Raw genomic sequence first — 12,432 nt, forward strand, 5'->3', positions numbered from 1 at the left:
AGCGTTCGCGCATGCTGGTCAGATACTCACGGCGGCTCTTCAATGACATTCGCACAACGATCCCTTCGGTTAGATTTCGATTTGAGTGATCTGGACCCCTTTCAGTTAGATTTTAAGTGAGTGATCGCGGTGCCTCCGCTCGATCCCGGCGGTGTGCTACAATACAGCGAGGAACGAGGCGGGCAAAGACCCGCGACGGAGACGGACGAGGAGTGACAACCTGGCTGTGACGAGCACAAGCGCGCGCGCATGGGAGTTGATCTGGGAAGGTCAGGCGGCGACCGAGCCGGCCATGAAGCGGATTGAACGGATTGCCCTCGAAAACCAGCGCAAGGTGCTCGAGGCATTCTGGGCTGAGCGTTGGAGCGAGGCGGATATGAGCGGATCGACGGGCTACGGGCTCGATGATGCAGGGCGGGACAAGCTGGAGCGGGTGTTCGCCCGGGTGTTTGGCGCAGAGCGCGCGTTAGTACGGCCGCAGATCGTCTCCGGCACGCACGCCATTCGCCTGGCCTTGTTCGGGGTGTTGCGCCCGGGGGATGAGGTGGTGTTCGCGACCGGGAAGCCGTACGACACCCTGGAAGCGGTCGTCGGGATGCGCGATGCACCGGGCAGCCTGGCGGAGTGGGGCATTCGCCACGACGTGGTCCCGCTCACGCCGGACGGGCGGATCGATGCGGACACGGTGTTGGAACGCCTGACGGAACGGACCAGGGTCGTCTTCTTTCAGCGCTCGCGCGGATACGCGGCACGGCCGGCGTTTGGAGTCGAGGAGCTGGGGAAGGTTTTCCGCAGCCTGCGGGCGCGGCGGGATGACATCATCATCCTGGTCGACAACTGTTACGGGGAGTTCACCGAGACGATGGAGCCGACGGCGGTGGGCGCAGACTTGGTCATGGGGTCGCTCATCAAGAACCCGGGCGGCGGTTTGGCGCCGACGGGCGGCTATGTCATTGGCCGCGCCCGCCTTGTCGAGCAGGCGGCAGCCCAATGGAGTGCGCCGGGCATCGGCGCGGAGGTTGGACCCACCCTCGGCATGACGCGCCCGCTCGCGCAAGGGTTGTTTCTGGCCCCGCACGTCGTGGGCCAGGCGCTAAAAGTGTCTGTCCTCGCGGCGTATGTGTTTGAGCGCCTTGGCCTGCGGGTGTCACCGCGATGGGACGACCCGCGTGCTGACCTCATCCTCGCGGTGAGCTTCTCGTCACCCAGGGAGCTGCTCGCGTTTTGCCAAGCGGTGCAGGCGAGCGCGCCGGTCGACGCCCACGTCACGCCGCACGCGGCGCCGATGGCAGGGTATGAGGACGACGTCGTGATGGCGGCGGGGACGTTCATCCAGGGCGGATCGCTGGAGTTGACGGCGGACGCGCCGTTGCGTCCACCGTACACAGGATATTTTCAAGGCGGTTTGACGTATGAACACGGTTGCTTGACCATCGCGCGTGTTGCGGAAGCTATCCTGCGGTCGCGTGAAGAGGGACGGTGGAGCCATGGTCCGTTGTCAGCCACTATGGAAGCATAGTACCATGGGAATACGAACGGTGAGGAAGGGGGTTCCCGCACATGGACCTCAGCGAACGGCGGCAGCTGCCTTTGTTTTCCATTGGTGTGGTACAAAAACTGACGGGGCTCAGCGCGCGGCAAATTCGTTACTACGAGCAGCACGGTTTGGTGACGCCGGCACGCTCGGAAGGGAAGCAGCGGCTCTTTTCGTTCGCGGACGTCGAACGGCTCATGGAGATCCGGCGCTTGCTCGACGAGGGGCTGAACATGGCGAAGATCAAAGAACGCCTGATGACTCCGTACGTCACGCGGCCGGCCGGGGCGAAAGAACCTACGGATGAGGAACTGTACAAGCGCTTGCAGCAGGAATTGCTGGAAGGTCCGGTGGGACGGACCGATTCCCTGTTTCAAGGAGACCTTTCCCGGTTTTACCGGCGCCGCTGAACAGGTCATGTTCCGATGCGTGGCCGCGTAAGCGTTTACCCTGGCCCGAAGGCCCGGTGTGGGATACGATGACGGAAGGGAGTGGATGGGATTGCGCAAGCAACTGACCAAAGAGGAAATTTTGGCCTTGGCGGACCAGATGAACGTCCGTTACGTGCGTCTGCAGTTCACCGACTTGCTCGGCGTCATCAAAAACGTGGAGATTCCGGTCGATCAACTGCCGAAGGCCCTCGACAACCGGATCATGTTCGACGGTTCTTCCATCGAGGGATTTGTACGCATCGAGGAGTCGGACATGTACCTGGTTCCGGACCGCTCGACGTGGTTGGTGTTTCCCTGGGACGCACCCCAGGGACGGGTGGCTCGGCTGATCTGCGACATTCACTTGCCGGACGGCCGGCCGTTTGACGGGGACCCGCGAACGGTGCTCAAACGGGTTACGGAAAAGGCGCGCGCCATGGGGTTTGACGCGTTCAATGTCGGCCCGGAACCCGAGTTTTTCCTTTTCAAATTGGACGAGTCGGGCAAGCCGACCCAAGAGGTGAACGACGAAGGCGGGTATTTCGACTGGGCACCGCTCGATCTCGGCGAAAACTGCCGGCGGGAGATCGTCTTGACGCTCGAAGCGATGGGATTCGAGATTGAGGCGTCCCACCACGAAGTCGCGCCCGGCCAGCATGAGATTGACTTCAAATATGCAGAGGCGGTGGAGACCGCGGACAACATCTCCACCTTCCGCTTGGTGGTCAAGACGGTGGCCCGCCAACACGGTTTGCACGCGACGTTTATGCCCAAGCCGGTATTTGGCATCAACGGGTCCGGGATGCATTGCCATCTCTCGCTGTTCCGGAACGGGCAAAACGCGTTTTACGATGAGTCGGACGAGCTGGGATTGAGCCAGGTCGCCAAGTGGTTCCTGGCTGGCATCTTGGCGCACGCGCCCGCGTTCACCGCGGTCTGCAACCCGTTGGTCAATTCCTACAAACGGCTGGTGCCCGGGTTTGAGGCGCCGAACTACGTAGCGTGGTCGGCGCGCAACCGATCCCCTTTGGTCCGGGTGCCTGCGGCGAGGGGGCTGAGCACGCGGATTGAGGTGCGCAGCCCGGATCCGGCATGCAACCCGTACCTGGCCATCGCCGCATTGCTCGCCGCGGGCTTGGACGGGATTGAGCGCAGGTTGCCGCTGCCGCCGGCCGTCAACCGCAACATCTACATCATGACGGAAGAGGAGAAAGCGGCGATGGGCATTCGCAGCCTGCCGGAAAACCTTGAGCAAGCCTTGGACGAATTTGAACAAGACGCCGTGTTGCGCGAGGCGCTCGGAGAACACGTCTGCCGCCATTTTATTGAAGCCAAGCGCATCGAGTGGAACGTCTACCGCACACAGGTGACGGAGTGGGAACGCGAGCAGTACTTCGTCATGTACTGAGGGATGGAAAAAGACAGGAGAAACCCGCAGGACCTATGCTCCGACCGGCGGGTCGTCCGGGCGCCCTGCGTTTAGTTGTGGAACCAGCGCAGGACGCCCGTCACCTTGCCCAGGATGCGCACGCTCGGATAATACATCGGCGGCATGTGGTCGTTCTCCGGCTGCAACCGCACCCGGTGCGCTTCGCGAAAGAAGCGCTTGACGGTCGCTTCTCCTTCCTCGGTCATCGCGACGACGATATCCCCGTTTTGTGCCGTCTCCTGCTTCTGTACAACCACGTAATCCCCGTCCAGGATCCCGGCGTTGACCATACTGTCCCCCCGTACGCGCAGCAAGTACAGTTCTCTGCCCCTCACCCAAGCGCGCGGCAGAGGAACGAATTCTTCGATGTGCTCAATGGCGGTGATGGGGACACCCGCCGTCACCTTGCCCACGACGGGAGCCCAGTAGACTTCGTTCGCATCGCCATCCGGTGCCGTGTCTTGGCGATCCGGAGATGACACGTGCAATCCGCGCGGCCGCGTTGCGGTTTCGCCTGTGAGCAGTTCGATGGCCCGGGGCTTGGTCGGGTCCCTGCGGATGTATCCCTTGGCCTGCAGTCGTTCCAGGTGACCGTGGACGGTGGAACTGGAAGCTAAACCCACCGCTTCACCGATCTCGCGCACCGACGGAGGATAACCTCTCTCCGCGACGGTTCTTCGAATAAAATCAAGGATCTCACGTTGACGGCGTGTCAAATCCGGCATCGTCTCTCCCTCTCCGCGCAGCGTTGCGCCCGCGGGCAGCACGAGAGGAACCTGTTACCGCCCGGCGGTGCAAACCTGCGGAATGCACGCCCATGTGTACGCGTATTCCATCATACGGGAAGAGACAGGAGATTGCAAACGTGTGTTCGTATCCATCTTGACAGAACATACGTTCGGTGATAGGCTGACAGCGATAAGAACGTTTGTTCGGGGGTGTGTGCGATGGGGATGACACATGTCCGCCGCGCCGGTGCATGGAGCCGTGGAGGTCCTTCCTGGGGGACGCCGCGGGTCACCGGAAGACGGCGAGGGAGGACACACCATGATGGCAACCGGTTCAGAAACCTGCGCAGATGGTTGTGGTTCTATGCGTTTGCCTGGACATTGGCATGGATGGTCGCCCGGTATCCGGACACGGAATGGGTGGCCGGTGCACATCCGAGCCGCGTTCATGTCTACGTCGTCCAGCCGGGCGATACGTTGTGGCGCATTGCGGTGCGGTTGTATCCGGGAGAAGACCCAAGGCGTGCTGTGTACGCCTTGAAGACAGCCAACCACCTGTCGGATGCGACGCGCTTGGTTCCAGGGGAGCGCTTGATGTGGGTCAGGTGAGCACGCCCAAGCGGCGCAAGGCCCAATAGACGCCGTCTTCATCGACCGCCCGCGTTGAAAAGGTCGCACACCTCTTGACGGACTCCGGTGCATTACCCATGGCGACCGCGATGCCGACGGTGCGAAACATGCCGACATCGTTGCCGCTGTCCCCGATGTGGACCGCATGCTCCGGCGGTATACGCAAGTGGTCGAGCAGTTTTGCCGCACCAACCGATTTGTCCGACCCGCGTTTCTGCAAGTCGACCGCTTGCTCATCCCACCGGTACAACAGGCACTCCGGGAAGTGTGTTTGCACGAACGTATCCCATGCGCGGTCCATGAACACGTTGAACTGAAAGACCGGCACACGCTCGGCTTCCCACGCTTTCCGGTCCTTCATGACGAGGGGCGGATAATCGTACGCCTCCAGGATAGGGTGGAATGGTTCGGGAATCGGGTCGAACACCACGGCTTCGGCGTCCGTGTGCAGGATGAGCGGCAACCGGTGCCGGGTGCAGAAGTCGACGACACGGCGTGCGACATCCGGTGCGAGCGGTGTCGCGAAGATGAACTGCTCTTTGGCACGAACCAAGCTGCCATTAAAGTAGACCGCATAGTCGACACCTAAAGCACGCTCGATGTGTCGCGCGTGCAGTGCGGATCTTCCCGTGCAAAGTGCCACCGGAATGCCTCGTGCCTTGAGGTTCTGCACTGCCCTCACGGCGCTTTGCATCAACTGTCCACGATGAAAAATCGTCCCGTCGATGTCGAGGAACACGATGCGGATCTCTGTCATGCTCGCCTTCCCTTCGTCATGCTCGCCTTCCCTGCCGGCTGCGCTCGATGCATATGCTCCTATTATATACACCCGAATAGATACACCCGTACACCTTCGCGTCGGCTGGCAAAGCGTCGAGAGAATCGGGACACCATGGGTCGTCCTGCTCTCCTCACGTTGCACGATACCAACTTTTTCAGTATGATAGCGGTTAAGTGTCGTCGCGTGAACGGAGGGTTCGTATGGCAGTCACCATGGAACAACTGGTCGCGCTCGCAAAACACCGCGGCTTCATCTTTCCTGGCTCGGACATTTACGGAGGTCTCGCCAACACGTGGGATTACGGCCCTCTCGGCGTGGAGTTGAAAAACAACATCAAGCGGGCATGGTGGAAGAAGTTCATCCATGAGTCGCCATATAACGTCGGCATCGACGCCGCGATTTTGATGAACCGGCAGGTCTGGGTCGCGTCCGGTCACGTCAGCCACTTCAATGACCCGATGATCGATTGCCGGGCATGCAAAGCCAGACACCGCGCCGACAAACTGATTGAAGAAGCACTGGCGGCAAAAGGGATCGAGCGGTCGGTGGATGGTCTGCCGTTTGCTGAGATGGAGGCCATCATCCGCACGTACGACATTCGTTGTCCCGACTGCGGCGCGCACGACTTTACGCCCATCCGCCAGTTCAACATGATGTTTCGAACGTTCCAAGGCGTGACGGAGGATGCCTCGAGCGAGGTATTTCTCCGGCCCGAGACTGCCCAGGGGATTTTCGTCAATTTTAAGCATGTCCAACGGGTGATGAGGAAAAAGTTGCCATTTGGCATCGGCCAGATTGGAAAAAGTTTCCGAAACGAGATCACGCCGGGCAACTTCATCTTTCGCACGCGGGAGTTTGAGCAGATGGAGCTCGAGTTCTTCTGTGAACCAGGCACAGACCTCGAGTGGTTCCAATACTGGCGTCAGTTTTGCTTCGATTGGCTCGTCTCCCTCGGCATCCGCCGGGAAAACCTGCGCTTTCGCGACCATGCCAAGGAACAGTTGTCGCATTACAGCGCTGCCACGACCGACATTGAATACCGTTTCCCGTTTGGATGGGGCGAGTTGTTGGGGGTGGCCGACCGCACGGATTACGACCTGCGCCAGCACCAGGCGTATTCCCATGAGGATTTCACCGTGACGGAAGAGGGCAAGGAGCCGTTTATCCCGTATTGCATCGAACCGTCCATCGGCGTCGACCGTTTGCTGCTCGCCATCCTGGCCGACGCGTATGAGGAAGAGACGCTGCCGGACGGCACGACGCGCACGGTGTTGCACTTTCATCCCGCGCTCGCGCCGTATCAAGCGGCTGTGTTCCCTCAGTCCAAGAAGCTCGCCGCGGGCGCGCGTCAGGTGTACGAACAGTTGGTCGGTGAGTTTGTGGTCGATTACGACGAAACAGGTTCGATTGGCAAACGATACCGCCGTCATGACGAGATTGGGACACCATACTGCATCACGTATGACTTCCAATCGGAAGAAGACGGTTGCGTCACCATTCGCGATCGCGACACGATGCAACAGGTGCGCTTGCCCATCCCGGACATCGCGAATTGGCTGCGTGCGCATACGCGGATCTGAGTGCTGCCGCCGCATCGTCCGCGGCGACCCGCAGGACGGGGCGGGTGGTGATGTGTCCGGGGTGGCGTGCAGGGGAATGTATTTCATCCGCCTCACCCGGCGTTGCATGGGGATGAACGGGTCTGGGCACAACAAAGGCGGGGGTGTTGGACCTATGTCAAACCAGCACACGGCCAATCACAACGACGCGTTGACCATGGTCGGTGCGCTCCAGCGGAACGGGGAGTATGAATCGGTGATCCAGTACCGGAACCGAATCATCGATGACACGGTCATCGTCCCCATCCCATGGAAGGCTGTTCACCGCGCCAATGTGCGTCACCTGGTGCGCCGGTCGAATGGGTGACAAGGTGCCACAACCACCCGGACAGGGAGCCGTGACGCTCCCTGTTTCCTGTTTTTCATCCACAAGTCCGTCAAACCCGTGTCTTGTCATCCCCTCGCCATGTGCGCCGGCTGCGGAAACAACACCCAAACGAGGTGGATACGATGGATTCCGTGCGGCCGCGTTCCTCTCTCCCCGCTGCCACGGCGGCGTGGCGTTTGGCGACTGAACCCGCGCCTGCAGACTGGCTGCCGATTTTGCAGCGCTTGGGGTTCCCCGCCACGGCGGCTGTGACCCGCTTGGCGGCGACGCGACGCGCGGTCGTGGTCCGCATCCGCGCGGGAAACCAGCGGTGCGTGGTCAAGGTTTCCCAACACCGGTCGGACATCGAGCGTGAGGCATTCCTCGCCAAGACGGTCGTGCCCCGTCTGCCGGTGCGTACACCCAGGGTGGTGGCGGACGGGGTCATCTTGCCGTGGGCGTACGTCGCGTACGCCGACGATGCCTTGGTTCCAATTGGCAGAAACCAAGTCCGTTTGCGGCAAGGGTTGGCCATGGTGGCGGCGTTGCACCGCACGCACCTCGAGGTCCTCGGGCCCGCAGGGAATGCATGCACGTCGCACACCCCCGCCATGGTTCAGGTGATGGAAGACCTGCAGCGGACAGACTGGGCTAAGGTCGCGGATGTCCTCGCCGCGGCAAGGACGCCGCGGGCCGCCGCGCGCCGTCTCAAGACGGCGTACCAAATCGCCCCGCTCTGGGAGCCAAGATGGACGCGGGATGAGCCGGCGGTGTGCCACGGCGACCTGCATCTGGGCAACTTCATGTGGTCGCTGCGCGATCGCCGGGTGTACCTCATCGACTGGGAGTATCTCCACCCGGATTCGCCGTACTTTGATTTATTTCAACTGCTGGACGCGACCAGCCCGACGACTCCGCTCGTGCGGCCGATGTCCCATCGCGCGGCGTTGGCATGGTACCTCCGCCAGCGCCCGGAAGCGGCACGGGGCCGCCCCGGCCGCTGGTTGGCAGGGTACCGGCGGTATGCGATCACGCACCTGTTGTGGATCCTCACGCGGATTGCGGACGACTGGCACAAAGCGCGGTTCCCGGCCGCGGCGATGGTGCGGCAAACCCATGAGACCGTGCACGGACTGTTCGCCCACCTCAGGGAGTTGCCGCACCCGGATCGCGCCATGGCGCGCGGCTTTGCGTCCGTCCCCTAATCCTCCGTGTGCAGGGCGAACGCGCTTTGTTCCGCGCCGCAGTGCGGACAGCGCACAGGCGTCCCTTCCGCGCGCGCGGACAAATATCCGCAGTCCAGGCAGCGCCAGTGCAGATGCATCGACAAGGTGCGCACCTCCATCGGACTGCGCGGGTGACCGCTCTGCGTCCGCGCTTCGTCGACCGCCCAGTTCACCCAGGGCACCATGCCGCAAAGACGGCCGTGTTCGTCGACGACAACCACCGTGCGGTGCGGCACGGACGACATCGGGTCGTGGTCGAGGCGTTCCAAAGGATGGTCCGGGTGACACACCAAGATGTCGGCGCTGTCCAGCTGACCCACGCGTGCGTCAGGGTCATGCGCATGGCGGACCAGATCCGCTTTCGACACGGCGCCGAGAAAGCGACCGGTCGCATCCGCCACGGGCAAGATGTCGAGATCGCTCGCCGATGCTTTGTGCACCGCGGCGGCGACCGTGTCGTCCGGCGCCAGGACCACCGGAATGGTCAGCATCACTTCGCGCGCGTTCATGCATGCACCTCCTCCGCCAGCGGTTTGCCGGGCCGGAACTGTCCGTTGCTCGCCACCATGGTTGCACTCGCCAGGTGGCTCGCCGCCGCCTGCGTGGCATGCTCGCTGCCCTGGTGCTGGCGCACGTGGTTCAACAAGCCGCCGGAAAGCAAGATCTCCCGCTGCCGGTCGGAAACCTCGCAGCGCACGCGAATCACCCTCCCCCCAGGCGCCGATACCGTCAGGTCCGGACCCTGCCGCAGTTGATCCCGTACGTGCTCGATGGTGAGCATGTCATCCTGGGCGATGGCATCGTAGTCTGACGGATTGGCAAAGACGAGGGGCAGGATGCCAAAATTGATGAGGTTTTGGCGGTGAATGCGCGCAAACGACTTGGCGATGACCGCCTTGACACCTAGGTACATCGGCGCGAGCGCGGCGTGCTCGCGGCTTGATCCCTGGCCGTAATTGGCGCCCGCGACGATGATGCCGCCGCCCGCCTGTTTTGCCCGTTGCGGGAAGCCGGGATCGATGCGGACGAACACGTACTCGCTGATGGCCGGGATGTTCGAGCGCAACGGCAATATCTTCGATCCAGCCGGCATGATGTGGTCGGTGGTGATGTTGTCGCCGACCTTGAGCAGCACCTTCGCTTGCAACGTCTCCTCCAGCGGTCCGCGCACAGGCAAGGGTTTGATGTTCGGCCCGCGGACAATCTCGATGCGCTCCGGGTCGGGCGCGGGCGGGAGGATCATGCCCTCGTCGTCCGTGTCGTACACGTCCGGTTCCCGCTCCGTCACGTAGCCGCCCGGGTAGGTGCGCGGATCGGTGAGGACGCCGTACAGGGCGGAAACGGCGGCTGTCTCCGGGCTGCACAAGTACACCTTGGCGTCGGGTGTGCCGGATCGGCCCTCGAAGTTGCGGTTGAACGTGCGCAGGCTGACACCGCCGGACTTCGGCGCCTGACCCATGCCGATGCATGGCCCGCACGCGGCCTCAAGGATGCGCGCTCCGGCTGCAATCAGGTCGGCCAGAATGCCGTTCTTGGCGATGGTCGCGAACACCTGGCGCGACCCGGGGGTGAGCGTCATCTGCACGTTGGGGGCCACCCGCTGTCCGCGCAGCACGTGCGCGGCGATGGCGAGATCGTGGTACGAGGAGTTCGTGCACGATCCGATGCAGACCTGGTCGAGGGCAAGGCCCGCGACGGCTTGCACCGGGACGACCCGGTCCGGCATGTGCGGCTGTGCCACGAGCGGTTCCAGCGTCGACAGGTCAATCTCCATCAGCTCATCGTAGTGGGCGTCTTCGTCGGGCAAAAGTTCCCGCCAAGCCGCTTCCCGTCCCTGCTTACGCAGAAACGCGCGCGTGATGTCGTCGCTTGGAAAGATGGACGTCGTGGCGCCGAGCTCTGCTCCCATGTTGCAGATGGTGGCACGCTCGGGGACCGTCAGGTCGCGGATACCGGGGCCGTGGTATTCAAAGACCTTGCCGACACCGCCCTTGACCGTCAGCCGGCGCAGCATCTCGAGGATGACGTCTTTCGCCGCCACCCACGGCTGGCGCTTGCCGATGAGGCGAACACCGACGATGCGGGGCATGGGCAAACCGAAGGGGCCGCCCGCCATCGCGACCGCCACGTCGAGCCCGCCCGCACCGATGGCGAGCATGCCGGCACCGCCGGCGGTCGGCGTGTGGGAATCGGAACCGAGTAACACCTTGCCGGGTTCGGAAAACCGCTCCAGGTGCACCTGATGGCAGATGCCGTTGCCCGGGCGGGAGAAGTAAATCCCGTACTTGGCGGCGAACGTCTGCAGGAAGACGTGATCGTCCATGTTCTCGTAACCGGTTTGCAACATGTTGTGATCTACATAACTCACGGAGAGGCGCGTCCGGACCCTGGGGACGCCCATCGCCTCAAACTGGAGGTACGCCATGGTGCCGGTGGCGTCCTGGGTCAAGGTGTGATCCACACGAATGAGGATCTCTTGGCCCGGTTGCGGGGAACCGGCGGGCGAGACCAAGTGCTCGCGCAGAATTTTCATGGTCAAACTATCGCCCAAGGTGATGTCCTCCCTCGCGCTGGCGGTGCTTGTACGGAGTGCGCCGCGCCCGAAGCACGCGGCGGGGCCGGATGCGCCGGGTGCCGCCGTACGCCGCAGACATATCCCGGGATCCGCTACAATGAATGGAGAGCCGCCGCCGGATAGGATAGGCCAAGTGCCCGCGGTGTATGCAGCTTGCGTATGTCCTGCGGCGGGGGGTTCATGCACGCGGGGACGACCGAACCTGGAAAGGAGGAGCACATCATGGACATGGGGCTTGCCGGCAAGTCGGTGTTGGTGTGTGCGTCCAGCCGCGGTTTGGGTTTTGCCATCGCACGCAGGTTTGCGGCCGAAGGCGCGCGCGTGGCGATGGTGAGCCGGGATGAACAGCGGATTGCGCAAGCGGCGGCAGACATCCGGCGCGAGACGGGAAACAAGGACGTCTGGCCGTTTGCCGCAGACCTGACCGACCCCCGTCAGACCCAGGGCATGCTGGATGCGGTCCTCGCCAAGACGGGTGGTGTCGACGTATTGGTGAACAACGTGGGCGGACCGGTGCCGGGTCGGTTTGACGACATCGCAGATGCGGCGTGGTACCAGGGGTTCGACCAGGTCATCATGTCGGCTGTGCGCTGCATCCGGGGCGTCTTGCCGCATATGCGGCGGCAGCGCTGGGGGCGCATTGTCAACGTCGCCTCGTCTTCCATCCGGCAGCCGGTCGATGACCTCATCTTGTCCAACACGTTGCGCGCGGCGCTCCACGGGCTGGCGAAGTCGCTTGCGATAGAGCTCGGCCCCGACAACATCCTCGTCAACACCCTCGGTCCAGGGCGGATCCGCACGCAGCGGGTGGAGGCGTTGGACGCCCGGCGCGCGCAGTTATCCGGCCGCGACGTCCGCGAGGTGGAGGCGGAGATGGCCCGCCAGATTCCGCTCGGACGCTATGGAACTCCGGACGAGTTTGCAGCCTTGGCGGTATTCTTAGGTTCGGCTGCGAACGGCTATATCACGGGGCAGGCCATCTTGGTGGACGGCGGCATGGTACGGGCGCTGTGATGCGGCGAGGTGCCATGTCCCGTTTGCCAGGCGGACCGGGGCCCGTGAGGCAGCCGTGCGGAGGGTGGTGTGTTTTGGCCCTTCCCTCCGTGTCAACTCACGAAAAAATCTAACCCAAGGGGAAGTGGATCACTCATATGAAAATCAAACTATTTGAC

The 12,432-nt window shown here is 62.7% G+C and carries 12 protein-coding genes; 8 read left to right on the top strand and 4 right to left on the bottom strand.

Going from position 1 to position 12,432, the window contains the following annotated elements; genetic code table 11:
• The first annotated feature begins 226 nt into the window (after positions 1-226).
• The 3 genes from IEX97_RS11985 to glnA all read left to right on the top strand — a co-directional run bounded on the left by IEX97_RS11985 (position 227) and on the right by glnA (position 3,373).
• Positions 227-1,519 carry a methionine gamma-lyase family protein gene (locus IEX97_RS11985; RefSeq protein WP_229776878.1) on the top strand — a complete coding sequence of 431 codons (1,293 nt, stop codon included), beginning with the start codon at positions 227-229 and terminating at the stop codon, positions 1,517-1,519.
• A gap of 41 nt (positions 1,520-1,560) precedes the next feature.
• Positions 1,561-1,944, top strand: coding sequence for a MerR family transcriptional regulator (locus IEX97_RS11990; RefSeq protein WP_188883306.1), 384 nt, complete (start codon positions 1,561-1,563; stop codon positions 1,942-1,944).
• Between the two features lie 85 nt (positions 1,945-2,029).
• Positions 2,030-3,373, top strand: a complete 1,344-nt coding sequence (gene glnA / locus IEX97_RS11995) for a type I glutamate--ammonia ligase (RefSeq protein ID WP_373289454.1) — start codon at positions 2,030-2,032, stop codon at positions 3,371-3,373.
• 71 nt (positions 3,374-3,444) lie between these two features.
• Here the strand turns inward: glnA and lexA are convergent, their stop codons facing one another.
• On the bottom strand, positions 3,445-4,119 hold the full coding sequence (gene lexA / locus IEX97_RS12000; RefSeq protein ID WP_188883309.1) for a transcriptional repressor LexA: 675 nt from the start codon (positions 4,117-4,119) through the stop codon (positions 3,445-3,447).
• A gap of 357 nt (positions 4,120-4,476) precedes the next feature.
• Here lexA and IEX97_RS12005 point away from each other — a divergent pair, with 357 nt between their 5' ends.
• Positions 4,477-4,731, top strand: coding sequence for a LysM peptidoglycan-binding domain-containing protein (locus IEX97_RS12005; protein ID WP_188883311.1), 255 nt, complete (start codon positions 4,477-4,479; stop codon positions 4,729-4,731).
• Here IEX97_RS12005 and IEX97_RS12010 read toward each other — a convergent pair.
• Complete coding sequence (locus IEX97_RS12010; RefSeq protein ID WP_188883313.1) at positions 4,724-5,509, bottom strand: Cof-type HAD-IIB family hydrolase; 786 nt, start codon at positions 5,507-5,509, stop codon at positions 4,724-4,726. The genes IEX97_RS12005 and IEX97_RS12010 overlap by 8 nt on opposite strands.
• 224 nt (positions 5,510-5,733) lie before the next feature.
• On the opposite strand from IEX97_RS12010, the gene IEX97_RS12015 reads away from it, so the two are divergent.
• The 3 genes from IEX97_RS12015 (at position 5,734) to IEX97_RS12025 (ending at position 8,664) form a co-directional block, all read left to right on the top strand.
• Entirely contained in the window at positions 5,734-7,113 is a 1,380-nt protein-coding gene (locus IEX97_RS12015; RefSeq protein WP_188883315.1) for a glycine--tRNA ligase, read from the top strand.
• Positions 7,114-7,267: 154 nt separating this feature from the next.
• Positions 7,268-7,459, top strand: a complete 192-nt coding sequence (locus IEX97_RS12020; RefSeq protein WP_188883316.1) for a hypothetical protein — start codon at positions 7,268-7,270, stop codon at positions 7,457-7,459.
• A 143-nt stretch (positions 7,460-7,602) separates the two neighbouring features.
• On the top strand, positions 7,603-8,664 hold the full coding sequence (locus IEX97_RS12025) for an aminoglycoside phosphotransferase family protein (RefSeq protein WP_188883318.1): 1,062 nt from the start codon (positions 7,603-7,605) through the stop codon (positions 8,662-8,664).
• Here IEX97_RS12025 and IEX97_RS12030 read toward each other — a convergent pair.
• Together IEX97_RS12030 and IEX97_RS12035 are read right to left on the bottom strand one after the other, a co-directional pair.
• Positions 8,661-9,194 (bottom strand): DUF7130 family rubredoxin-like protein, encoded by a 534-nt coding sequence (locus tag IEX97_RS12030; protein ID WP_188883320.1) that lies wholly within the window; start codon positions 9,192-9,194, stop codon positions 8,661-8,663. The genes IEX97_RS12025 and IEX97_RS12030 overlap by 4 nt on opposite strands.
• Entirely contained in the window at positions 9,191-11,236 is a 2,046-nt protein-coding gene (locus IEX97_RS12035; RefSeq protein ID WP_229776879.1) for an aconitate hydratase, read from the bottom strand. The genes IEX97_RS12030 and IEX97_RS12035 overlap by 4 nt, the downstream gene beginning before the upstream one ends.
• 246 nt (positions 11,237-11,482) lie before the next feature.
• Here IEX97_RS12035 and IEX97_RS12040 point away from each other — a divergent pair, with 246 nt between their 5' ends.
• Positions 11,483-12,274 carry an SDR family oxidoreductase gene (locus IEX97_RS12040; protein WP_188883321.1) on the top strand — a complete coding sequence of 264 codons (792 nt, stop codon included), beginning with the start codon at positions 11,483-11,485 and terminating at the stop codon, positions 12,272-12,274.
• The last annotated feature ends 158 nt before the right edge of the window (positions 12,275-12,432 follow it).

This window comes from Paenalicyclobacillus cellulosilyticus, from assembly GCF_014647315.1.
In the GTDB taxonomy this organism is placed as follows: domain Bacteria; phylum Bacillota; class Bacilli; order Alicyclobacillales; family Alicyclobacillaceae; genus Alicyclobacillus_J; species Alicyclobacillus_J cellulosilyticus.